This window comes from Taishania pollutisoli (genome assembly GCF_014518315.1).
Classification (GTDB): domain Bacteria; phylum Bacteroidota; class Bacteroidia; order Flavobacteriales_D; family Crocinitomicaceae; genus Taishania; species Taishania pollutisoli.
Window position 1 is genome coordinate 472,926 of the sequence record NZ_JACVEL010000002.1, and the last position, 24,608, is coordinate 497,533.

A 24,608-nucleotide genomic window follows, 5' to 3' on the forward strand; every position below is an offset into this window, starting at 1 on the left:
GGGTTTTATTTTCCTTTAGAAACTTGATTGAAACACAATACATCCTTCTGTATTGAAGTGTTGCGGAACCGTTTCAAAAATTCCGAATACAGCAGATCCGCTACCGGACATACTGGCATAAACAGCACCTGCTTCATATAATTTTGTCTTTATTTCTGAAAGTTCAGGATATAACACGAACAGGTGTTCCTCGAAGTCATTTTTTATGTGCGCTTTCCATTCCGTCACCGGTAGCAAAAGCTGCTCCTCCAGCTTTCCCCGGTCACCACTGATGTGTACTCCTGAATAGGCCTGACGCGTATTAACATGAATTGAGGGCTTTACAACGATGAGATGGTACCCGGAGAGCTTCAGGTGAATCGGTTGTAATTGTTCTCCTCTTCCTGTTGCCAGCTGAGCGGTATTGCGAATAAAAAAGGGACAATCACTTCCCAGTTGACTTGCCAGTTCCTGTTGTTTTTCAATGCTGATGTTCAGCAAAAACAGTTCATTTAAACCGTTGATCACATAAGCAGCATCTGAAGAACCTCCCCCTAATCCGGCTCCCATTGGAATTTGTTTGCGCAGGTGCATGTATACATTGCCAATTCCATATACAGATTGCATAAGCCGAAATGCCCGTACACACAAGTTGTCATCCGGGTTTCCATCCACCGGAATGCCGGATTGCTTCCATTCAAAGTGATTGTTTTGAATGATTTCCAGCACATCATATACGGGAATTGGTGCCATCACTGTTTCCAGTTCATGGTACCCGTCTGCGCGCTTTTCAACGATGTTCAGACCGATATTTATTTTGGCCGGAGGATATAAGATCACACGGTAAAGATAGACACATAAACCGGATTATCAACAAATGAAAACCAGGTGAAATAAATCTGAAAAATAACTAATCCGATTTAGTCAGTGTTTTTATAGTTATCCCCCGTTTTTCTGTTAACAAACAACCGCAAACATGGCATTTTCTGTGAATAACTTTTGTTGGTAACTTGTTATTTTTTCATTAAAAATGGTTTATGTTTGTATCAAATTTAAAATTCATATTTATGAGAAAACCTTACAAAAGAGTCATCTACTCACTGATGATGCTGCTCTCCCTTGGGCTGAGTTTGGCATCATATGGTCAGTTGGGGACTATTCAGATTGGTTCGGGAACAGCTACCATTAATGGAGGAGCCGCGATTCCCGTCACGAATTTCAATTACACATACAGTCAACAGTTGGTAACAGCTGCTGAGTATGTAGCAGGAGGAGGTGCCGCTACAGGACAAATTACCAAAATTCGATATTATTGTACAAGTGTTGGTACTGCTTCTGTCTGGAATAACTGGACGGTATTTATAGGGAATACTACAAAAACATCATTTACATCGGATACCGATTGGGTTCCTTTGGCACAATTGACTCAGGTGTTTAGTGGTACAATTACACCTGTCGCAAATAACTGGTTTGAAATTACATTTACAGCGCCATTTAACTATACAGGAGGAAACATTGTTGTTGCAATTGATGAAAATGCACCAGGATGGAACTCATCTCCAACGTTTCGATCGTATACATCCACAGCAAATAGTGGAATTCAATACCGAGATGATAATGTTGCGAATAACCCCGACCCGGCTAGTCCGCCTACAGCTAATAACAGAGTTGCTGCCTTGCCGCAATTACAATTCGAAGGGACATTACCTACTTGTATCAGACCTTCTGCATTAACATTGGGTTCTGTTTCTTCAGCATCGGCTAATATTACATGGACTGCAGGAGGTACGGAAACCAACTGGAACATCCAATGGGGTACGCCAGGTTTTACTCCTGGAACAGGAACACAAATTGGGAGTGATGTTTCTACGGTTGCATCTGCTACAATCAATGGATTAACTCAGTTGACTTCTTATGATATATACGTACAGGCAGATTGTGGAGCTGGAGATGTGAGTTTATGGAGAGGTCCATTGAATATTACAACAATTCAAACACCAGTTACTCTTCCATATACAGATGATTTTTCTGCAAACAACTGGATTCTCAACAATGGTTCCCAAACGAACAAATGGTTTGTTGGTGCAGCAGATGGAAATCCGGCTAATAGTTTGTATATTTCAAATGATGCGGGAGGAGCGACAACGACATACGGACACACAACTTCTGTTGTTCGTGCGACAAAAACAATTGCATTTACAGCAGGATCTAATCCGTTTGAATTATCTTTTGACTGGAAAGCAGGAGGAGAAGGTTCCTCTGATTATTTGCGTGTATGGATCGTTCCAGCAACGGCAACACTTGCTGCCGGAACACAAATTAATACAACCAATACACCGGGAGCTCTTCAATTGGGGGGGAACCTCAATTTGCAGGCGACCTGGAAAACGAATCATTATATGATTCCTGCTTCATATGCCGGAACGAATGCAAAATTGGTATTTGAGTGGAGAAACGATGGAAGTGGCGGTACGACTACACCATCTATTGTTGTTGACAATGTAAATGTAAAATCAAGTACATGTCCTCCACCTACAGCATTAGCAGTTGCTTCTGTTTCTTCAGCATCAGCTAACACGACATGGACTGCAGGAGGTACGGAAACCAACTGGAACATTCAATGGGGTGCGCCAGGATTTACTCCTGGAACAGGAACAGAAATTGGTAGTGGTACATCAACCGTTGCTTCTTATACAGTTAATGGGTTAACTCAGTTGACTTCTTATGATATATACGTACAGGCAGATTGTGGGGCAGGAGACGTGAGCTTCTGGGTAGGACCGTTGAATATTACAACAATTCAAACACCGGTTACTCTTCCATATACAGATGATTTTTCTGCGAATAACTGGATTCTCAACAATGGTTCCCAAACGAACAAATGGTTTGTTGGTGCAGCAGATGGAAATCCGGCTAATAGTTTGTATATTTCAAATGATGCAGGAGGTGCGACAACGACATACGGACACACGACTTCTGTTGTTCGTGCGACAAAAACAATTGCATTTACAGCAGGATCTAATCCGTTTGAATTATCTTTTGACTGGAAAGCAGGAGGAGAAAGTTCCTCTGATTATTTGCGTGTATGGATCGTTCCAGCAACAGCAACACTTGCTGCCGGAACACAAATTAATACAACCAATACACCTGGAGCTCTTCAATTGGGGGGAAACCTCAATTTGCAGGCGACCTGGAAAACGAACCATTATATGATTCCTGCTTCATATGCCGGAACGAATGCAAAATTGGTATTTGAGTGGAGAAACGATGGAGGTGGCGGTACGACTACACCATCTATTGTTGTTGACAATGTAAATGTAAAATCAAGTACATGTCCTCCACCTACAGCATTAGCTGCCACTCCAACATCTGTTAACTCAATGAATGTGTCTTGGACTGCAGGGGGTACAGAAACCGCTTGGACGGTTGTTTGGGGAACTCCGGGATTCACACCAGGTGGTTCAGGACAACTTGGAACTCAAAATTTCACTTCAACTAGTGGACCGGTTTCAACACTTACTGCAAATACGAACTACGAAGTATACGTACGGGCAGATTGTGGTTCAGGGGACTTAAGTTTATGGACAGGACCTGTGAGTATTTATACAGGATATTGTACTCCTTCTTATACAAATACAAGTGACTATACTTCTTCATTTGTAACAACGGGAGCATATAGTAATGTGTCTTATTCGGCAACTACTCAACCGGCAACGGGGTATGCAAATCAAACTGGAGGAACTCCAATTGTATCTTCTGCAGGGAGTACATTCAATTTTTCACACTCTTATGTTGGAGGAGAGAATACCGTTAGAATTTGGGTAGATTGGAATAACAATTTGGTATTTGAAGCTTCTGAGCAAGTTTATCAGCAGTATAATGGAACTTCTCCGTATAATCAATCAGGTTCAATTGCTATTCCTGCAGGGACACCAAATGGAAATTACCGAATGAGAGTCCGTTCAAGATACTATACAACAGTGCCAGGAGCTTGTTCTTCAGAATCGTACGGTAGTGCGATTGATTTTACATTGGCGGTGATTACTCCACCATCAGCTCCTGCAATTACTCAGGCTGCAGGTACTCCTAACTGTACTGATGGAACTGATTTGACAGTTACAGGTACGCCGGCTGCAAATGAAACATGGTACTGGCAAACAACAGCAACTGGTACAAGTACTGCAAACAATGCAACAACTCCATGGACAGTTTACCAAAACGGGACGTATTATGTGAGATCTTTGAACACGGTTTACAATATTTGGTCTACCGCAAATTCAGTTACGGTAACAAACGTTCCTACAGCACCAACACCACCGACACCGGTTGCAGCACAAAACCCGGCATGTACACCTGGAACGGATATCGTTGTACCTACGGCTACAGGAGGATTGGAATATTACTGGCAAGGTACAAGTAACACGTCATCTTCTACAGCAAATAATGCTTCAGCGCCTTATGCTGTTACAGCTACAGGAACATATTATGTGAAAGCGTTTGATCCTGCTACAGGATGTTGGTCTGCTCCGCAAGGATTACTGGTTACAGTTGATACCTATATTCCGGCTGCTCCAACTGCTAACCCTGCGGTTTATACTTTCTGTACTTCAGACTCTCCAATGGACATAGCGGCTCAGGTACCGGTTGTAACTGGTACATGTACAGCTACAAACAATGCTGCTGGTTCTGATGGAAGTGGTGTGACAGCTACAGTGAATAATTTCTCATGTGCTCAGGGAACAATTACAGGAGCAACAATGAATGCTACAATTGTTTCTCCAAGTGGAACTTCCTGGTGTTCAAGTGGATGGTATTCTTATAATATCATTGTGAATGGTACGACGGTTGCTACTGATCAGTGTAACTTGACAGGATTCAACCTGACTCCATACCTTCCGTTGACATCTGTATCAATCGTGTCAAATGATGATGATAGTGATCCGGGAGATCAGGTGACGTTGACTCTAACAGTTAATATTACTTACTCAAATCCGGCACCTTCAATTAACTGGTATGATGCTGCGACTGCAGGAAACAACCTTGGTTCAGGTGCGACATTAAACACATTGGGTACGTCTGTTATTCCGACATCTACAGTGGGACAATACGAATTCTATGCTGGAACAATGTCAGGAGGATGTGCGAGTGCAACAAGAACATTGGTTACGGTAAATATCAGCGATGTGAATGTTGAATTGACAGCAATCGATGCATCTTGTAACAATGGCAATGACGGTTCATTTACAGTTGCAGATACATTGTGTGGAACAGCTCCGTTTACATATGCAATTGACGGTGGTGCGTTTGGAGCGCTTCCAACGGATTTGGTTGCTGGAACGCATACAGTTACTGTACGTGATGCGAATGGAAATGAAAGTGCTGAATACACAATCACAATTGGAAGTGCTGCGGGACCAAGTGGCGTTGTAGTGAACTCGTTTGATAACGATCAGGCGAACATTTCATGGGTTGCAGGAGGTTCTGAAACACAATGGAACATTGAGTGGGGAGCACCTGGATTTACACCTGGAACAGGTACAGCAGTAGGTACTGCAACAGCAACAGATACAACGTATACAATTACTGGTTTAGACGGTGATACAGAATACGATATTTATGTGTCTGCTAACTGTGGTACAGGGACAACAGCAGGTGACTGGGCAGCGACAGATGTATTGACAGACTGTGATCCGATGCCGGCAGCAGGTTATTGTGAAGATTTCGAAGACATCGCTGCATTAGGATGTTGGAGAGTTCTCAATGAAAACGGAGATGGTGATGTTTGGGGAATCTACACAGGTTATGCAAACTCAGGAACACAATCCGCAGGTATCTATACAGATTACAATGCCGGAAATAACAACGATTATTTGGTACTTCCTAGATTGACATTAACTGGAAACGAAGTAATGACGTTCCATTACCGTGCAAGAAGTTCTTCTGAACCGAATGATTACCGTGTTGTATTGTCTACAACAGGATACGAAGCAGCAGACTTCACAAATGTATTGTTGACAGATACAGTAAATAATACGGTATATAACGACACAATGATCAATCTGAGTGCTTATACAGGTGATGTATACATTGCCTTCCACGTTCCTCAGGGAGGATTAGACGGGTATTACCTCTATATTGATGATGTTTGTTTCGACGTATGTATTCCTAATCCGGGAACAGACGGAACAACAGATGTATGTCGTACGACTGGTACAGTTGATTTGGATGGAGTGATCACTTCTGACTACTCAAACGGATCATGGGTACACCCTGCTAACCAAAGTATCATCAACGGATCTACAATGAACGTGTCTACATTGGCAAATGGTTCTTATGATGTGTTGTATGTTGTAACAACTGCATGTACTTCTGATACAACTGTTGCAACAATTAATGTTGTAAACCCTTCTTCTGCGGGTAATGATGGTTTGATTACGACATGTAAAAACCAGATGATTGATTTGTACGGAGGATTGAGCGGAACAGTTGACTTTGGTGGTACATGGTACAGACCTAACGGAACGGCAATGACAAGTTCATACTTCCAGACAGGTACGGTACAAGGACAATCAACATATACATACATTGTCAGCAATGGTCCTTGTGGTCCGGATACAGCACAAGTAGTGGTAAATATCCAAAACTGTGATTTCTTAGGATTGGAAGATGTGTCATTGTTGGAGAATGTGAGCGTAGCTCCAAACCCTAACAGCGGTCAATTCCAAATCATCGGAATCCCTGGTACGGACTACGTGTTTGAAATCCTTGATTTGAATGGACGTGTAATCCGTTCTTCTAAGAAGATTGTTTCTTCTGTAACAGATGTTAATTTGACAGATGTAGAAGACGGAGTATACATGATCCGTATCTCAGGAAACAATTCTGAGCGAATGATGAGAGTGGTTAAACAACACTAAGATTCAAACGATAAATTAATAGGAGAGGCTGTTCGAAAGAGCAGCCTCTTTTTTATTTGTATACAACAACGCGCAGAAATTGTTGTCCTCCTACGATGTATTTCTACTTGTTACAGTTGTTTTAATGGATGTTCTATGATCTCTTATGCGAATGCTTGTCTGCTTTCAGATGTGGTCTTACAAATGAAAAAAAGAGATAAACTAAACTATGTAGACAACTACATTGTGAATAAAACAGTAGTAATCAAATCAGTTAACAGAGTTAACTGCTATATGTCACTATATCTATTACACGCAACATTTATGTTTCTATGTTTACTATGTGGTTTTAATATTCTTTTAACCACATAGGGTACATAGTTAAGAGAAGATTACTAAATCAAATCAGTTAACAGAGTTAACTGCTATGCGTCACTATATCTATTACACGCAACATCTATGTTTCTATGTTTACTATGATGTGGTTTTAATATTCTTTTAACCACATAGGGTACATAGTTAAGAGAAGATTACTAAATCAAATCAGTTAACAGAGTTAACTGCTATGCGTCACTATATCTATTACACGCAACATCTATGTTTCTATGTTTACTATGATGTGGTTTTAATATTCTTTTAACCACATAGGGTACATAGTTAAGAGAAGATTACTAAATCAAATCAGTTAACAGAGTTAACTGCTATGTGTCACTATATCTATTACCACCCAACAGTTATGTTTCTATGTTTACTATGTGGTTTTAATATTCTTTTAACTTTCATCCGGTCGCAGTGACAAGTAATTACCGGACCATTATAATCGAAACAATGGCGCACAAAAAAAGGAGGACCATTGCCCTCCTTCGTATCGTCTATCGAATTTCGATTATTTTGCAGGTTCCTGTAATTGATCTGCAACTGTTTGAGCAATCGCAGACTTTTCAAAACGCAACTTTGTTCCTTCGCTGCTGATCAATACCGTTGTATCTGAAACTTCGAGGATTTTCCCATGAATTCCACCAATCGTAACGACTTTGTCACCTTGTGAAAGGTTTTCTCTGAACTTTTTTAATTCTTTTTGTTTTTTCATTTGAGGGCGGATCATAAAAAAGTAAAATACTCCGACCATCAATAAGATCATGATTAACTGTTGTTCCATTTTCTATTATTTATTTGATTAAAAATTATTGAATCTCTCCTTGAATTGATACGACCAAAACAGAGGGAGTTGTGTTCGCGATGATGCGAATATCGCGGCTGAATTTTCCCATTCCTACTTTATCTGTGTCAACAGAAGCCTCGACAACTCCTGTTTCACCTGGTTTGATTGGTCCTTCCGGTTTACTCGCCAGTGTACAGCTGCACGCCACTTCAACATCGCCGACTACAAGCGGATAATCACCTGTGTTTTTGACTTTGATCTTTGCCTTAATGATTTCTCCTTTCGCTACCTTTCCGGCATTGTATACACTTTCAAACTCTGCGGTTGTTCTGTTTCCGATCATTGCTTCATCGCCACCGCAGGCTGAGAAAAGAAACAATGCACCGATAAAAAATAATGCTTTCATAGTTTACTGTTTTAGTTTAACAAACCCCTTCCAATCTTTACAATTTTGTTTTCCGCCTGCAAGCGTATAATTGCTTTGTCAAGAACACCATTGATAAATCCGTTACTTTTCGGAGTTGAATAAAACTTGGAAATTTCGATGTATTCATTCAACGTTACCTTGGTAGGAATCGTCTTGAAAATCTGGAACTCCGTGATGGCCATTTTCATCAGAATCACATCCATTTTTGCAATACGATCCAATTCCCAGTTTTTTGTTAACTCATCAATCAACAATTCATTTTCCTTGTCCATTGAAATCGTTTTACGAAGCAACTCACGGGTGAATTCTTTTTCATCTTCTTCATCCTTATACAAATCCATCACAAGTAACGGGTCGGTCTCAGCATCCATCGTTTTGATTGATTTCAATACCATGGTACACGCCAGGTCAATGTCATCCAACCAATGAATACTTAGCTCTTCGAAGTAATTGTATAAAAGCGGGAAGTTTGCTATTTCCACTTTAAACAAGTCGATCAGAAATTGTTTGTCTGCCTCAAATCCCGTATTCCCATTGTTCATGTGTTCGAAATACGTTTCACTTTCACGAATGTGAAGGAACATTTTTCGGAAAATTTCCTGTTTTTCATCTCCGATCCAGTTCACTTTATTGGATTCGGAAATCTCACGAAGCTTTTTGTCGGATTCAATTTTTTGAATAATTGAATTGTTAACAAACTTCATGTTTGGATGCAAATCTTCTTCTGTCGGACGAATTTTTTTCTTGTTTTCGTCAATTCTGCGTTCCGCAAAAACTTTTACCTCCGGAATGGACAGTAACAGGTAGATGTACAAATCATAAATCCGGTCAATTGCATCAAATAACTCCTTTTCGGTACGGCGGTAATTTTCTTCGTCGGATTGAAAATAAGCATACAATGCCTGAAGTACTTTTATCCTTAGATGTCGTCTGTTTAACATTCTTTCTTTTTTGTTTTTCTTATCTCGGCAATTTAACTTTCCCTACTTTTTCAATCCGCTCTTCAGCCATTCTGTTCGCAATCTGGTAAGTTGGAATCTGTTCTTCTTTTGAACGTCTCACAATTGTAGAAATAGTTGAATAAATATCATCAGCTTTGCGCAATGCCCACTCAGGTGACAAGCCCGCTACTTCTGAATAACAATTGATCACACCACCCGCATTCAATGCAAAGTCAGGAGCATAAATGATTCCTCTGTCCATTACCGCCTGTCCGTGAATTGCTTCCACTTTCAACTGATTGTTGGCAGCTCCCGCAATGATTGAGCACTTTAACCTGCTCAATGTTTCATCATTGACCGTTGCACCTAATGCACATGGAGCGTAGATATCCACATCCAGGTCATAAATTTCGTTCAGTCCCACAACTTTCGCACCATATGTTTCAGAAACGCGCTTTAATGTCGGTTCATATACATCGGTGATGAATACTTCAGCACCTTCTTTCGTCAAGGATTCCACCAGGTATTCTCCTACGTGTCCTACTCCCTGAACGGCGATTTTTCTACCTGCCAGTGAGTCCGTGCCAAATTGTTCTTTTGCACATGCTTTCATTCCCACGTATACACCTCTTGCAGTTACAGGGGAAGGGTCTCCCGACTTTCCGGGCAATCCCACAACATGGTTTGTTTCCATGTTTACATATACCATGTCCGCAGGAGAAATCCCTACATCTTCGGCCGTAATGTAATTTCCGCCCAGACTGTTGACAAATTTTCCGAAACGACGCATCAGCGCTTCCGATTTAATTTGCCTGGAATCACCAATAATCACAGCTTTTCCTCCTCCTAAGTTTAAACCCGCCAGTGAATTCTTATACGTCATCCCTCTGGAAAGACGTAATACGTCATTCAAGGCTTCCATTTCATTGTTGTACGCCCATATTCGGGTTCCGCCAAGAGCAGGACCTAAAACAGTATTGTGAACAGCGATGATCGCTTTTAAACCAGTGTCGTTATCGTTACAGAAAAGTAATTCTTCGTGATTGTATTGACTCATTTGAGCAATGACAGGATTCTCGGTCAGGTCGACGTCCGAGATATTTTTTATTTCAAACATACGTTAATTATTATTTAAAACACACATCCGTTTACTGTCGAATGACTACTTTTGCAATCATCCGATCATAGGGATGTGCAAATTTAGGAATTTTATAGTATGAAATCACTTCGATACCTCAACAAATATTTTTTAAAATACAAATGGCTGCTGTTGTTGGGGACCTTGTTTGTTGTCGCTTCCAACTATTTCTACATTAAAATGCCTGTTTTCCTGAAAGATGTGATCGATTCTATTATTTCCGGGAACAATGATGTAGAGGTAATCGGATTGCACATCGACATGGAAACCAATAATGTGGTCAGGGCAGCGCTCTATATCGGGGTAATTTACCTGAGTCTTGCAGTCATAAAAGGCATCTTCGTATTTTTTATGCGGCAGACAATTATCAAAGTTTCGCGTTTCATCGAGTTTGATTTAAAGAACGAGATTTATGCGCATTACCAGGTGTTGGGATACAAGTTTTATAAGAAAAACAGTACCGGTGACCTGATGAACAGGATTGCGGAAGATGTGTCTCATGTCAGAATGTATCTGGGGCCGGGAATTATGTACAACATCAACCTAGTGGCATTATTTGCAATGACCGTTTACCAGATGATCAACATCAATGCATGGTTGACACTGATTGTATTGATTCCGTTACCGATTATGTCTTACCTGATCTACAAAGTTTCAGAACGAATCAATGCAGTCAGCCTGCAGGCACAGAAAGAACAATCCGGATTGTCTACAATTGTTCAGGAAACATTTTCAGGAATCCGTGTGGTGAAAGCTTATGGTAGGGAAAGTGAAGTGAACGAACGTTTTGTCGGCTCGACTAAAAAATACAAAGGGAAGCTGATGAAACTGGTGTTCATTAATTCCCTGTTTCAGCCGACAATTATGTGCTTGATCGGACTTTCTACCATTCTTGCTATTTATGTCGGTGGGTTATTTTCATTTACAGGAGAAGTCTCATTTGGTGGAATTGTCGCATTTGTTTCGTTTGTAAACTCCCTCACATGGCCCTTTGCCAGTTTGGGGTGGTTGACGTCAATCATCCAACGTGCAGAAGCATCCCAGGCAAGAATCAACGAGTTTCTACATGAACAACCTGAAATTGTAAATGAAAACCACCGGGAATTTACATTTCGGGGAAAGATCGAATTTCGCAATGTGACATTTACATACGAAGGAGCAAATGAACCTGCGATCAAGAACCTGAGCTTTACGATCCTTCCGGGGGAAAATGTTGCCTTTGTGGGAAGAACCGCGAGCGGTAAAAGTACAATACTGAAATTACTGATGCGGCAGGTAGAGCCCCAGCATGGAGAAATTTTGATTGATGATCAGCCATTGGATTCAATCAATCTGGATCTGTTCAGAGACCAGACAGGTATCGTTCCGCAGGAAGTTTTTCTGTTCAGTGACACCATCGCAAACAATATTCGGTTTGGCACAAACGAAACCGTTTCGGATGAGGAAGTATTTAAAGTGGCCGAATATGCCTATGTGCGTCACAATATTGAAGCTTTTGACGACGGGTTCAATACCATGCTGGGAGAGCGGGGAGTTAATCTGAGTGGTGGACAGAAACAGCGGGTGAGCATTGCCCGTGCGTTGATTCGTAAACCCAAATTACTCTTGTTGGACGATTGCCTTTCTGCAGTAGATACCGAAACCGAAGAAATCATTCTCAAACACCTCAAAGAAGACCGGAATGTTCTTAATACCATCATTGTCTCTCACCGTATTTCGTCCCTTCGCAATGCTCAAAAAATCATTGTACTGGACAATGGCGAAAAAGTGGAAGAAGGAAGTCACGAGCAATTGATCAATGCCGAAGGCGTGTATAACGACATGTACATCAAGCAGCTTGCAGAGGAAAATATTTGATGATTTTCTTGCATATTTCAAAAAAAAATGCAAATTTGTTCTCCTATTTATGCTAAAATAACATATAACCATGGAAAACGAGAGTGGAGGAGAAGTGTTTTCAAAATCTGTGAGAGCGGGAAAAAGAACGTATTTTTTTGATGTAAAATCAACCAAGGGAAACGATTTGTATTTGACAGTCACTGAAAGTAAAAAAGTGCTTAACAATGGTCGTGAGACCTTTCAGAAGCATAAGATTTTTCTATACAAAGAAGATTTTGAAAAATTTAAAGAAGGGTTTGAAGAAGCATTGGCAAAAATAGAAGAATTGAGAGGGGGCGTGTCCGTGGAAGATTCCTCTTTTTCCAGAGTGGATTTTGAAGATTTATAATCGCTGATTTTTAAACGTCATTGCACATGAAACAGCTACTGTTGGGATTCACATGCTGTGTGTGCCTGTTTGCTTCTGCACAAACATCTGTCACTGAAATTAAAACACCTTCCGGAATGCTGACCGTTGATAAGTCGGATAATGCGCTTTCAATATCCGGAATACTTCATGTTTCTGCTGAAACATCCGCTGAGCTGACCAAGTTCGGTTTGCAAAACCAGAAAGGGAAATTCAAATGCATCCTCAGTAAAAATTGCCAGTTAACAGGAATTGAGGTCATCGGACAATCACCTGTGACATCCCTCGATCATGAACTGAAGCAATTTGCTTCTGACCTGCATCAACGGGTTCGTCAACAAGAGTTGGATCACTTGTTCCAGTTTGATAATGAGTTGGGATTTGTGAATGAAGATAGTTGTTCGGACAATCTGAATGTTATCATCACCCTGGTATTGAAATAAGTCAGTCTCCCAGTGTAATAATCAGTTTTTTCTTCATTTTAGTGGTGAAACCGCGCCGAACTTCTCTGAATAAAAACCATTCAAGGTTCGAATTGTCCTCTTTGGTGATATTCAAAATGGCATGTTTGACAATGAAATCTTTCTCCGGGTCTACCAAAATCTTTTTGTTGCCGCCGATTGTGTCGTTGTCAGCAATGGCGATGTAATAGATGTACTTTTCCCGGGGATTGGTATAAAACATTTCCTTTTCTTCACCTGCGGGAACTTCCAGCCATCCTTTGGAAACCCAACCGCTGAAAGTGAACCCCGTATCGTAAAAAGCAACAGCTACTTTGTAGGGCTTTTGGAAGTTGTTTTTAATAATTAACTGGCTGTTACTAACAGCGCAGATCAATGACAGACATACAGTAAGAATGATTCCCCTCATAGCATTTGCTCGTTTAAATCCAGGCTAAAATACACCTATTTGCGGAATTAGAATTCATCTGGTCGAATATTGTTGTCAAATCCGCTTTTTTCAACCAGAATACAGCTGTCTTTGATTATATTTGTTGCGTAAAAGAAAATTACAAGTAAAGTCAATGCATTTCAAACAAGTAGATACATCCGTTGAACTACCGGTAATGGAGCATTTTTATACAATTCAGGGAGAAGGATTCCACTCCGGAAGAGCTGCCTATTTTGTTCGTTTAGCCGGATGTGACGTCGGATGTGTATGGTGCGATGTGAAGGAAAGTTGGGATGCCGGTAGTCACCCGGTAGTGAAGTTGGATGCATTAATGAAAGAAATCATTGCAACCAAAGCCGATTTTTGCGTTATTACAGGTGGTGAACCGGCACTGTATGATTTGACGGGAATCTGTTCTTTATTGAAGCGCAATGGAATTGAAACAGCCATTGAAACATCCGGAACAGCCCCGTTAGCAGGTGACGTTGACTGGTATTGTTTTTCTCCGAAGAAATTTAAAGCTCCGGTTGAAGAAGCATACTACAAGGCCAATGAATTAAAAGTTGTGATCAATCATCCGTCAGATTTCAGCTGGGCAGAAGAGCATGCTGTGAAAGTGAACGCGTCCTGCAAGCTATACCTGCAACCGGAATGGTCAAAACAGGAACGGTTTTTGCCTCAGATAATAGCGTATGTGAAGGAAAACCCAAAATGGAGTTTATCTTTACAAACACACAAGTTCATGAATATACCCTAAACTATGAAGTATTTATTTTTTATTGCCTCCGTATTTTTTGTTGCAAGTTGCAGTATTTCACAAACTTATTCAACAACAAATAAAAAAGCAATCAAATTGTTCGAAGATGCATTGCAGGCACCGAACTTGACAATTGACCCTGTTCGCAGGACTCCCAATTTCAGAGCGGGAATTGACTTGGCGGAAAAGGCACTGGAAAAAGATCCTCGTTTTGTGGAAGCACATTTACTTGCCGCGGAATACTATGAAAATTACCGTGAATTTGATCAGGCGATCAAACACTATGAGGTTGCATTAGGGATCAATCCGAACCATTCTTCTACGGGAAGCACCTACTTTTACCTGGGGAACGCCCAGTTCCTGGTAGGAAATTACAACGGTGCGTTGAAAAATATGGAAATCTATGTTGCCAACCGCAATGCGAATCCACAAATGCTCCGTGAGGCAAATACCATTATGAATAAAGCTGATTTCGCGATTCAGTCCATGGCCAATCCGAGTAAATTCAATCCGGTGAATGTCGGCCCGGGAATCAATACAAAGGATCCGGAATACTTCCCGACCATTACCGTAGATGGAAAGACAATCCTGTTTACCCGCCGGTTGAAAGATCCGAATGCGATGATGGGAATGCAGGAAGATTTTTACGTTTCTAAATCCAAAGATGGAAAAACATGGGAAACAGCAGTGCCAATGCCCGGGAATATCAATACCTCTAACAATGAAGGGGCTCCGACGATCTCAGCCGACGGTCGCTCACTTATTTTTGTTGCCTGTTCAGATGAAACAGGAAAAGATTATGGTCCCGGACGTGAAGGAAGAGGAAGCTGTGACTTATTTTATACCAAACGACTGGGAACTAAATGGCTGGATCCTGTCAATCTGCCGGGGCGGGTAAATACGTTTTCATGGGAATCGCAACCCTCGTTGTCGGCAGACGGAAAAACATTGTACTTTGTCAGACGTGTCAGTAAACCGGGAGAACTTCCGAACAGTGATATTTTTGTGAGTCAATTGCAGGAAGACGGAACCTGGGGAGTTGCAAAACCACTACCCAATACGATCAATACCCCATACCTTGAAGAATCGGTGTTGATCCACCCGGATGGAAAAACACTCTATTTCGCTTCCCAGGGACATGTAGGGCTGGGGGGATCCGATTTGTTCGTTTCCCGAATGGATAAAAACGGCAATTGGGGAAAGGCAGTTAACCTCGGATATCCGATCAATACCCAGTACGACGAAAATTCATTAATGGTGTCTCCTACAGGAGAAATTGCTTTTTTTGCATCGGATAGAGAAGGCGGATACGGCGATCTGGACATTTATTACTTTGAACTGCCTGAATCGTTGAGACCGACCAGAACAGTATACTTTGACGGTACTGTGTACGACGCAACGAACAGATTGCCGTTGGCAGGAAAATTTGAGTTGCTGGATATCGAAACCGGCGAGCAGGTGATTGTTTCAGAAGCGGATAAAGTTACCGGACAATTCATGGTTTCATTACCGGTGAACAGAGAATATGCGTTGAATGTAACTTATCCCGGATATTTATTCTTTTCCCAGAATTTCAATATGACTTTGGCGGATAACCAGGATGCATTTCACATGGATGTTCCGCTCGTTCCGATAAACGAAGAAATTCCCGTTTCTCTGAACAATGTATTCTTTGACCTGGCAAAAGCTACCTTGCGTCCTGAATCACATGTGGAATTGAATAAACTGGTTGATTTCCTGGTGAAAAATCCGGCGTTGAAAATCGAAATCGGTGGACATACAGATACACGCGGGGATGACAAGGCGAATCTGATCTTGTCACAGGATCGTGCTAATTCCGTTGTTCAATACCTGATCAGTAAAGGAATTGATGCAAAACGATTGACAGCAAAAGGGTATGGGGAAACAAAAACCAAAATCTCTGATGCGGACATTGCAGACTTGACGAGCGAGAAAGAAAAAGAAGCGGCTCACCAGCAAAACCGAAGAACAGAATACAAGATTATCAAATAAGTATGCACTTTATACGCCTTATCCGACCGGTTAATCTGTTGATCATCGTACTCACAATGATCGGGGTGAGGCAATACATGCTGCAATTTGGCGGGGAAAATCATGCTTCTCTGTTCAATTTTTCGTTACTTGTTTTATCTACGGTCATTATTGCCGCTGCCGGAAATATGATCAATGATTATTTCGATGTGCGTGCCGACCGGGTAAACCGTCCCGACACGGTTATTGTTGGTAAATTCATCAAAAGGAGATGGGCGATTGCGTTGCATTGGATGTTTAATCTGCTCGCGTTTTGTGTGGGATTATACCTGGGATGGTATTACCAGTCATTTGTATTTTTAATCATTCATTTCAGTTCCATCACCTGTTTGTGGTGGTACAGTGTTTCGCTGAAGAAAAAACCGGCCATCGGAAACCTTGTTGTCTCCGCTCTCACCGTTTTAGTGATCTACCTCACCCAAAAATTTACTCTGATGGACTCGTTGATGGGGGAACTGGTGATGTACTTATCCCATGATCGGGTATTCGATATCCCTTCTATTTATATTGTATGGATTTTTATGGGAATGGCATTCGTTCAGAATTTTGCGAGGGAAATTATAAAAGATGCAGAAGACATAACCGGAGATCTGGTCATCGGAGCGCGAACGATTCCGATGATTATCGGACGGACAGCAACGATCCGGTTAATTGGGTTTCTGCTCGTATTGTTCCCCCTGATTTATTTCACAGGTGTTCTGTTCTTTTTCCCCCGTTTTGACTGGTTTCAGGGATTGCCGATTACATTGGCTGCACTGACCAATATGCTGGCATTTGTTGTGGCATTCTTTTCAAAACAGGAAAATGCCATTGTTTTGATCAAGCGATTACTAAAACTTTCCATGATGTTCGGAATCATTTATCTTTTCTTGCCGCAATGAAACTTATCCTCGGTTCAAAATCTCCAAGAAGACAGCAACTACTCCGGGAAATGGGATTTTCCTTTGAAGTACGTGTGAAAGATACAGACGAATCGTATCCTGATCACCTTCAACCGGCGGAAATTGCCAGGTATATTGCGATGCAAAAAGCACAGGCATTGCAGGAAGAATTGCAACACGATGAAATATTGTTGACTGCTGATACAATTGTGTGTGTAGATACACGTATTTTGGGTAAACCCCGGGATGAAAACGAAGCAAGGGAAATGTTGCAACTGCTATCGGGGAGAAAACACCTTGTGATGACGGGCGTTTCAATTGCTGACCGTGAAAACATAACGACTGAGTATTGCGAAACAACCGTTCATGTGCGAGCGTTGACAACAGAAGAAATTACTGCTTATATCGAAAAATGCCAGCCATTTGACAAGGCCGGTTCGTATGGAATTCAGGAGTGGCTCGGGGCTGTAGCGGTCGAAAAAATAGAAGGATCTTACAACAATGTGGTAGGATTGCCGACGCATCTGGTTTACCGCTTACTAAAATCTGCTGCTTTTTAAAAATATAAGTAGTTGTTAATTATATAACTAACTTTTTTTTGCAATGTTATAGAGAAGTAGGTAGCAACCTATTGGTGAAAAAAGGCGTCTATTGACAAACTACACGTCTACATTATGAAATTTGAAAAACTTAAGACGCTCGTTGTGCTGGTTGCGTTTTTTATCATTGTATCACCGAAAAGTAACGCCCAGACGGTACATTCCGATCAAAATCCGAAAGTTGCAGTCATAGCAGTCAAGCAGAAAAAAAACAGTACGGTTTATTCATTCAGCGCCTTAACTGCATACGATGAATTTAAAACGACTCAACGTATTCAACGTATCAATGAATTGACAGGAGACAATGCAACGGCTGTTTTTAAGCAAAATAAAATCATGTTGCAGGTAAATCCTCAAAAGATAAAGGATGAAATGCTGAAGAAATTGCTGAGTGCGACGGCACGAAGCCACGGCTATGATGATTTTATACTTCAATATTAATCGACTACAGAACAATGAAAAAAGTAATCGCATTATCTTGTTTTTTAATCGTATTATTTCCATTCTATAACCTTTCTCAATGTAATACGAACACGACAATCTGTTCATTGAATGGAACTTCCCAAACGTTTAACTTTCAGACTCCTTCCGGAAACCCATCATCCTGCCTTGATTTTTTTAATGGGGGTTCGGCGAATTATGGCTACATTGTCTTGTATATCACGCAAACAGGAAGCCTTGATTTATTGATTCAGGGCAATAATGCTGGTACGGGATGTCTGGATGTTGCGATTTTTGATATCACAGGTCAGACCAATCCGTGCGGAAGTTTGTCAACGGCTACTGAGATCGCGTGTAACTACGTCTCTCCGTGTGAAGGATGTGCCGAATTCGGAAGCGCAAATCTGGGATGTAATGCAGTTATTAATACAGGAACTGTTTCTGCCGGAGATGTTATTATGATTTTGGTAGAAGACTGGAGTGATACTCAAAACTCATTTACATTGGAATTAGGAAACAATCCGAACAGTGCTCAAACAGGACTTCCGGATGCAACGATTGATGTGAGCTCAACCGGTCCCTTTTGTACAACAGACGGATTGCAACAAATTTTAGCGGGAAATATGGGAGGAACCTGGTCCGGCCCCGGAATGTCTGCCAATGGAATGTTTAACCCGGCAGTAGCAGGAGTTGGTACACATACGATTAACTACTCAATTGGAGTTGCTCCGTGTAATTCCTCTTCCTCTGTTCAGATCACTGTAGGATCCATTGCCATGTCAGGATTAAATGTTGGCTCTTGCCAACCAGGCGGAGTGTATGGGGTATCGGGAAATATTCAAATTTCAAATCCACCGCCAACCGGACAGCTGATTGTTGAAAACTGTGAAGGAGTGCAGACAGTCGTCGCGACAGCACCTTTTAGTGTCGGATCTTATCCGTTCAACTTATCCGGATTAACGGCAAATGGAGCAGGGTGTGATGTTCATGCTTATTTTACTGGTTCGGATTGCTCTCACATACTTACATACACAGCGCCATCATGTCCGGCATCGTGTGGTTTTACCAATTTGACGACCGTCCCCGGAAACTGCCAGCCGGGAAATACCTACAATTTAACCGGAACATTGAACTTCAATAATCCTCCTTCAACCGGACAATTAATTGTACAGGATTGTAGCGGAAACACAGCAACATTTAACGCTCCGTTTACAAGCCCGTTGAATTATTCAATCAATACATTGACACCGAACGGACAATCATGTGCTGTTACAGCTCATTTCACAGCAGAACCAGCATGTACCATTACAACAAATTATACACGTCCGGCTATTCCTGTTGTTAATGCCGGAGCAGATGTCTCGGTCTGCCAGGGAAATTCAATTACCTTGAATGCTTCAGGAGCTACCTCTTATTCGTGGAATAACGGAGGAGGAACAAATGCAGCAGCAACGGTAAGTCCTCCAACCACCACCACCTATACAGTTACAGGTACGACCAATGGTTGTACAGCAACAGACCAGGTCGTTGTTACGGTAAATCCGGCAGTTCAACCTACGGTGTCTCCGAATACAGCTGTTTGCGCCGGTCAATCGACAGTAATTACTGCAGGAGGAGGAGGAACATATTCGTGGGACAATGGTTTGGGAGCCGGAGCGTCTCATACTGTTACGCCTACAGTAACAACAACGTATACTGTTATTGTGACAGATGCGAATAATTGCCAGGCAACCAATCAAACAACAATTACTGTCAACCCATTGCCGGTTATTTATGCAGCAAATATTACCGTCTGTGAATCTGCAACGGGAAATATAACTGCAACGGGTGCTGCGAACTATGCCTGGTCTCCTGCCAGTCATTTGAATGCAACAACCGGACAGACCGTAACATTTACACCCGGTACATCAACAACGTATACAGTCACTGGTACAGATTTAAATGGATGTGTAGGAACGACAACTGTTTCTGCAATTGTAGGAAATAATCCTGTGATTGATGCCGGTGCGGATATCTATGAATGTGAAGGAAACCAGATTACATTAACCGGTAGTGGTGCCGGTGTAGGGGGGACGTATGAATGGGCAGGCAACGCCGGAAACAGCACGATCACAAATGGACTTTCTTTTGTGCCTCCGGTAGGAATAACGACATATACTGTTACCGGTACGACTGCTACAGGTTGTGTAGGTACAGATGTTGTCACCGTAAACATCGATGAACTTCCGGATGTTAGTTTCACCGTAACACAAGACCAGGGATGTGTGCCGGTAGTCGCAGTTTTTGAAAATACATCTCCTAACGCAGCGAGTTGCGTCTGGACATTTGATAACGGACAAACGGTTAGCGGCTGTGGTCCTGTAACGCAGACGTTTGGAAACCCGGGTGTTTTTGGAGCTTCGTTGCAAGTATCAACTCAGAGTGGTTGCATCTCAACGGTTTATCAGGATTCAATGGTAACGGTAGATGCAGCTCCTGTTGCTTCATTTATCCCCAAACCAGCTGTTTTTCCGATTTCCAACCCGGTTGTGAACTTTGAAAATCATTCAACAGGAGCTACATCTTACCGATGGGATTTCGGATACGGAAATGCTGAGTCGACAGAAAACTCGCCGAGCTATACATATCCGTCAGAAGTAGCAGGATATGAAGTAACCCTGATTGCTTATTCACAAGGAGGATGCATGGATACTGTTCGGTATACTGTAAATTCGCAGGAAGATCTGATCTTCTATATTCCGAATACATTTACTCCGGACGGAGATGAATACAATCAGACATTTCAGCCGGTCTTCACATCAGGATTCGATCCGTATGATTATTCATTGTTTATTTTTAACCGGTGGGGGGAAATGGTATTTGAATCACACGATGTGACCGTTGGATGGAAAGGTACTTATGGAAAGGATGGGAATGTCTGTCAGCAAGGTACGTATACCTGGAAGATAGAATTCAAAACATTAGTAAATGATGAACGGAAGATGTACGTAGGAAATGTAAACATCTTGAGGTAATGATTTTTTGTTGGTTTAATCCCTGTTTTTTCACGAGAGCAGGGATTTTTTTTCTGAGAACAGTTGTGCTTTTACACAGAAATAATAGAAATTTAACATGAAATATTTGTTCAAAATACATGAATGAAAGGTCGGAGGGCATGTATGAAAAATCGCTTGGATTTTGACTTTTTATTGAGAAAAAATCGACATCTTTATATCATTAATACGGCTAATTTATGAGTAATTTCTACATGTCTCTGATATTCATCAGTTTCTTTCAACTCCTCAATGGACAAATCCCCAACACTTCCCTGGAAAATTTAACAGTCGGCGTACATGAAGGCCATGATTATGCACAAATAAAGCTGCTGCATTCGGATGATCTTCATGTTAAGAAATTTCAACTACAGATGAAAACAACTCCTGATCCGGAGTTTAAAAATGCACAGCTTCAGCGCTACCAAGCAATTCCGGGCTTTATTTCCCTGAAAGAAGAGCAAAATGAAGCTGTTATAATAACACGTTCGGATGTTGAACTGGATCACTTACAACATATCTTACTACATATATCCAGGTTATACGGTTATGTAGGATTCAAACTCTCATTATTAGGTTAAATCTCCAAAAAATACAATTATGAAATTAAGACTACCCATACTAATTTGTTTAGTGTTGCTGATGGGGAGAAATTCAATTGCTCAGATTGTTTTAAACCAAACGACAGTAAATGACTATGTAACCAGGATTTGCGGACCCGGGATTACCTTTTCGAATGCAACTTTGACCGGTGACAACAGAGCCATCGCTAATTTTGTCGGAGGAATTTCCGGTGGCCTCGGGTCAACAATGAATTCAGGAATTGTGATGAGTACCGGCTTTGTGAATGCTGCAAATACATTACAAGGAGCACGAACCATTCAACGTTCGGATGATAACAACGGACCATCTATTGCTGCATTGAATACAATTGCAGGAGCCGGAACAAATGACGGAATCATTTTGGAATTTGACTTTATACCGATCACGAACCAGATCAATGTGAATTTCCAGTTCGGATCAGAAGAGTATAATGAATACGTAAACGGTGGATACAATGATGCGTTTGCATTTTTTATCAGTGGCCCGGGGATTGTAGGGACCCCCAATATTGCTGTTGTTCCGGGAGTAGGAACACCTGTAACAATCGACAACATCAACCGTGGATATGCAGTCAATTGTGGAGGAGGCTGTACGAATTGTGCATACTACAATGATAACTGTAACAGTACGTTTAACAATTGCATGGATGGTTTTACAACCATGTTGACGGCTTCACAAGCGGTAATTCCATGTTCGACATACCACATACGTTTGATGATTGCAGACGGAGGAGACTCCATTTATGATTCGTGGGTATTTGTTCAGGAAAACGGTTTGTTTGCGGTTGGAAATCCACCGGTTGCATTGAATGCATCAAGTGGAGGAGGAGTAGGTGTCTTTCCGGAAGCTTGTTCCAACGCATTGGTAACCTTTAGCATTCCAACTGCACAACCTGCTGATTATACCTTTAATGTAACCTATACAGGAACCGCAACATATGGGGTTGATTACTCCTCGCTCCCCACCTCCATAACGATACCGGCAGGGGCGACAACTGTTTCTATTCCGGTTGTTATTTATGCAGATGGAATCACGGAAGGAAGCGAGACAATTATCATTACATATCCGGCAACAATTTGTGAGATGGGAATGTCAACCATTACAATTGTAGATGCAGACCCACTTACTGTTACGGCAAGTAACGATACCTATATTTGTGCTTCAGGCGGAAGTGTCCCGATATCAGCAAGCGCTGCAGGAGGCACAGGAACAGTAACATACACCTGGAACAATGGTGCCGGAACAGGTACTCCGGTGACAGTTGCTCCCGGATCAACAACTACATATACTGTGACGGCAACAGACCAATGTGCGAATGTTGCGACGGATCAGGTAGTTGTAAATGTTACAAACCTGACAGGACTAACGGCAACTCCTTCCAATTGTACAACTGGAAACCAATATAGTATTTCAGGGCAGATAGCATTTACAGCAGCACCTCCTACGGGTACTTTGACAGTTACAAGTTCATGCGGAGGAACACAAATATTTAATGCGCCGTTTACATCTCCGCTTTCATACAACTTAACGGGATTAATTGCAAACGGAGCAACTTGTACTGTGACAGCTGCATTTTCGGCCGTACCATGCTCCATTACGCAAAATTATACCGCTCCTGCATTACCTGCTATTGTAGCAAGCAATGATGTTGCTTTTTGTATTGGTGGCTCAACGCCGATTTCTGCGACAGGCGGATCCACATATTCGTGGAACAACGGTTTGGGAGCCGGAGCTTCGCATACGGTTTCCCCTACAGCAACAACAACGTATACGGTAACAGGTACCGGTGCAAATAACTGCACGAATACCGACCAGGTTGTGGTCACGGTAAATCCATTACCGACAATTGTGGCAAGTAACGATGTTTCAATTTGTATCGGTGGCTCAACGCCGATTTCTGCGACAGGCGGTTCTACATACTCGTGGAACAACGGGTTAGGAGCCGGAGCTTCGCATACGGTTTCTCCTACAGCAACAACGACTTATACGGTAACAGGTACGGATGCCAACGGATGTGTAAACACGGATCAGGTGATTGTGACAGTCAATCCATTGCCGGCAATTGTGGCAAGTAACGATGTTGCAATTTGTATCGGTGGCTCAACACCGGTCTCTGCGACAGGTGGTTCTACATATTCGTGGAACAATGGTTTGGGATCTGGAGCTTCGCATACGGTTTCTCCTACAGCAACAACGACTTATACGGTAACAGGTACGGATGCCAACGGGTGTGTAAACACGGATCAGGTGATAGTGACAGTCAATCCATTGCCGGCAATTGTGGCAAGTAACGATGTTGCAATTTGTATCGGTGGCTCAACACTGATTTCTGCGACAGGCGGTTCTACATATTCGTGGAACAATGGTTTGGGATCCGGAGCTTCGCATACGGTTTCTCCTACAGCAACAACGACTTATACGGTAACAGGTACGGATGCCAACGGGTGTGTAAACACGGATCAGGTGATTGTGACAGTCAATCCATTACCGGCAATTGTGGCAAGTAACGATGTTGCAATTTGTATCGGTGGCTCAACACCGATTTCTGCGACAGGTGGTTCTAC

18 protein-coding genes are annotated in these 24,608 nt (G+C 41.9%); 12 read left to right on the top strand and 6 right to left on the bottom strand.

The genetic code is table 11. The features are described from left to right. Positions 1 to 15: 15 nt before the first annotated feature. Positions 16 to 819, bottom strand: coding sequence for a 4-(cytidine 5'-diphospho)-2-C-methyl-D-erythritol kinase (ispE, locus tag H9Y05_RS05285; RefSeq protein ID WP_163490685.1), 804 nt, complete (start codon positions 817 to 819; stop codon positions 16 to 18). Positions 820 to 1,046: 227 nt separating this feature from the next. Between ispE and H9Y05_RS05290 the strand changes: the two genes are divergently transcribed. Further along, a complete protein-coding gene (locus H9Y05_RS05290) occupies positions 1,047 to 6,896 on the top strand; it encodes a T9SS-dependent choice-of-anchor J family protein (protein ID WP_216713692.1) in 5,850 nt (1,949 codons plus the stop codon). An 865-nt stretch (positions 6,897 to 7,761) separates the two neighbouring features. On the opposite strand, the gene yajC is transcribed toward H9Y05_RS05290, so the two are convergent. Genes yajC through H9Y05_RS05310 form a run of 4 tightly spaced genes read right to left on the bottom strand, consistent with a single transcriptional unit; the run spans position 7,762 to position 10,522 of the window. Beyond that, positions 7,762 to 8,034 carry a preprotein translocase subunit YajC gene (yajC, locus tag H9Y05_RS05295; protein ID WP_163490683.1) on the bottom strand — a complete coding sequence of 91 codons (273 nt, stop codon included), beginning with the start codon at positions 8,032 to 8,034 and terminating at the stop codon, positions 7,762 to 7,764. A gap of 25 nt (positions 8,035 to 8,059) precedes the next feature. Beyond that, a complete protein-coding gene (locus H9Y05_RS05300; protein WP_163490682.1) occupies positions 8,060 to 8,443 on the bottom strand; it encodes a DUF1573 domain-containing protein in 384 nt (127 codons plus the stop codon). Between the two features lie 11 nt (positions 8,444 to 8,454). After that, positions 8,455 to 9,405, bottom strand: coding sequence for a transcription antitermination protein NusB (locus H9Y05_RS05305; protein WP_163490681.1), 951 nt, complete (start codon positions 9,403 to 9,405; stop codon positions 8,455 to 8,457). Positions 9,406 to 9,424: 19 nt separating this feature from the next. Further along, positions 9,425 to 10,522 (bottom strand): Glu/Leu/Phe/Val family dehydrogenase, encoded by a 1,098-nt coding sequence (locus H9Y05_RS05310; protein WP_163490680.1) that lies wholly within the window; start codon positions 10,520 to 10,522, stop codon positions 9,425 to 9,427. A 99-nt stretch (positions 10,523 to 10,621) separates the two neighbouring features. Here H9Y05_RS05310 and H9Y05_RS05315 point away from each other — a divergent pair, with 99 nt between their 5' ends. From H9Y05_RS05315 to H9Y05_RS05325, 3 genes are all read left to right on the top strand, one after another. Then, complete coding sequence (locus tag H9Y05_RS05315) at positions 10,622 to 12,400, top strand: ABC transporter ATP-binding protein (RefSeq protein WP_216713693.1); 1,779 nt, start codon at positions 10,622 to 10,624, stop codon at positions 12,398 to 12,400. 70 nt (positions 12,401 to 12,470) lie between these two features. Then, positions 12,471 to 12,770: a DUF3276 family protein gene (locus tag H9Y05_RS05320; RefSeq protein WP_163490678.1), complete on the top strand. Its 300-nt coding sequence runs from the start codon at positions 12,471 to 12,473 to the stop codon at positions 12,768 to 12,770. A gap of 26 nt (positions 12,771 to 12,796) precedes the next feature. Continuing rightward, positions 12,797 to 13,231, top strand: coding sequence for a hypothetical protein (locus H9Y05_RS05325; RefSeq protein ID WP_216713694.1), 435 nt, complete (start codon positions 12,797 to 12,799; stop codon positions 13,229 to 13,231). Between the two features lies 1 nt (position 13,232). On the opposite strand, the gene H9Y05_RS05330 is transcribed toward H9Y05_RS05325, so the two are convergent. After that, on the bottom strand, positions 13,233 to 13,658 hold the full coding sequence (locus H9Y05_RS05330) for a DUF1036 domain-containing protein (protein WP_216713695.1): 426 nt from the start codon (positions 13,656 to 13,658) through the stop codon (positions 13,233 to 13,235). A gap of 154 nt (positions 13,659 to 13,812) precedes the next feature. Between H9Y05_RS05330 and H9Y05_RS05335 the strand changes: the two genes are divergently transcribed. The 8 genes from H9Y05_RS05335 to H9Y05_RS05370 form a co-directional block, all read left to right on the top strand. Next, positions 13,813 to 14,436, top strand: coding sequence for a 7-carboxy-7-deazaguanine synthase QueE (locus H9Y05_RS05335; RefSeq protein ID WP_205729546.1), 624 nt, complete (start codon positions 13,813 to 13,815; stop codon positions 14,434 to 14,436). Between the two features lie 3 nt (positions 14,437 to 14,439). Continuing rightward, positions 14,440 to 16,449, top strand: a complete 2,010-nt coding sequence (locus H9Y05_RS05340; protein ID WP_216713696.1) for an OmpA family protein — start codon at positions 14,440 to 14,442, stop codon at positions 16,447 to 16,449. Positions 16,450 to 16,451: 2 nt separating this feature from the next. Further along, positions 16,452 to 17,369: a geranylgeranylglycerol-phosphate geranylgeranyltransferase gene (locus H9Y05_RS05345; protein ID WP_216713697.1), complete on the top strand. Its 918-nt coding sequence runs from the start codon at positions 16,452 to 16,454 to the stop codon at positions 17,367 to 17,369. Then, a complete protein-coding gene (locus tag H9Y05_RS05350; RefSeq protein ID WP_216713698.1) occupies positions 17,366 to 17,929 on the top strand; it encodes a Maf family protein in 564 nt (187 codons plus the stop codon). The genes H9Y05_RS05345 and H9Y05_RS05350 overlap by 4 nt, the downstream gene beginning before the upstream one ends. Before the next feature lie 114 nt (positions 17,930 to 18,043). Next, positions 18,044 to 18,409, top strand: coding sequence for a hypothetical protein (locus tag H9Y05_RS05355; protein WP_163490672.1), 366 nt, complete (start codon positions 18,044 to 18,046; stop codon positions 18,407 to 18,409). 14 nt (positions 18,410 to 18,423) lie between these two features. Continuing rightward, positions 18,424 to 21,423, top strand: a complete 3,000-nt coding sequence (locus H9Y05_RS05360) for a T9SS type B sorting domain-containing protein (protein WP_216713699.1) — start codon at positions 18,424 to 18,426, stop codon at positions 21,421 to 21,423. Positions 21,424 to 21,641: 218 nt separating this feature from the next. After that, complete coding sequence (locus tag H9Y05_RS05365; protein ID WP_216713700.1) at positions 21,642 to 22,022, top strand: hypothetical protein; 381 nt, start codon at positions 21,642 to 21,644, stop codon at positions 22,020 to 22,022. Between the two features lie 19 nt (positions 22,023 to 22,041). Next, the coding region (locus H9Y05_RS05370; RefSeq protein WP_216713701.1) for a choice-of-anchor L domain-containing protein at positions 22,042 to 24,608 on the top strand (2,567 nt) is incomplete at its 3' end.

Bases quoted from the DNA above. Each gene is read 5' to 3' on its own strand.
- H9Y05_RS05290 (WP_216713692.1), top strand. From the start codon at position 1,047: ATGAGAAAACCTTACAAAAGAGTCATCTACTCACTGATGATGCTGCTC.
- yajC (WP_163490683.1), bottom strand. From the start codon at position 8,034: ATGGAACAACAGTTAATCATGATCTTATTGATGGTCGGAGTATTTTAC.
- H9Y05_RS05300 (WP_163490682.1), bottom strand. From the start codon at position 8,443: ATGAAAGCATTATTTTTTATCGGTGCATTGTTTCTTTTCTCAGCCTGC.
- H9Y05_RS05305 (WP_163490681.1), bottom strand. From the start codon at position 9,405: ATGTTAAACAGACGACATCTAAGGATAAAAGTACTTCAGGCATTGTAT.
- H9Y05_RS05310 (WP_163490680.1), bottom strand. From the start codon at position 10,522: ATGTTTGAAATAAAAAATATCTCGGACGTCGACCTGACCGAGAATCCT.
- H9Y05_RS05315 (WP_216713693.1), top strand. From the start codon at position 10,622: ATGAAATCACTTCGATACCTCAACAAATATTTTTTAAAATACAAATGG.
- H9Y05_RS05320 (WP_163490678.1), top strand. From the start codon at position 12,471: ATGGAAAACGAGAGTGGAGGAGAAGTGTTTTCAAAATCTGTGAGAGCG.
- H9Y05_RS05325 (WP_216713694.1), top strand. From the start codon at position 12,797: ATGAAACAGCTACTGTTGGGATTCACATGCTGTGTGTGCCTGTTTGCT.
- H9Y05_RS05330 (WP_216713695.1), bottom strand. From the start codon at position 13,658: ATGAGGGGAATCATTCTTACTGTATGTCTGTCATTGATCTGCGCTGTT.
- H9Y05_RS05335 (WP_205729546.1), top strand. From the start codon at position 13,813: ATGCATTTCAAACAAGTAGATACATCCGTTGAACTACCGGTAATGGAG.
- H9Y05_RS05340 (WP_216713696.1), top strand. From the start codon at position 14,440: ATGAAGTATTTATTTTTTATTGCCTCCGTATTTTTTGTTGCAAGTTGC.
- H9Y05_RS05345 (WP_216713697.1), top strand. From the start codon at position 16,452: ATGCACTTTATACGCCTTATCCGACCGGTTAATCTGTTGATCATCGTA.
- H9Y05_RS05350 (WP_216713698.1), top strand. From the start codon at position 17,366: ATGAAACTTATCCTCGGTTCAAAATCTCCAAGAAGACAGCAACTACTC.
- H9Y05_RS05355 (WP_163490672.1), top strand. From the start codon at position 18,044: ATGAAATTTGAAAAACTTAAGACGCTCGTTGTGCTGGTTGCGTTTTTT.
- H9Y05_RS05360 (WP_216713699.1), top strand. From the start codon at position 18,424: ATGAAAAAAGTAATCGCATTATCTTGTTTTTTAATCGTATTATTTCCA.
- H9Y05_RS05365 (WP_216713700.1), top strand. From the start codon at position 21,642: ATGAGTAATTTCTACATGTCTCTGATATTCATCAGTTTCTTTCAACTC.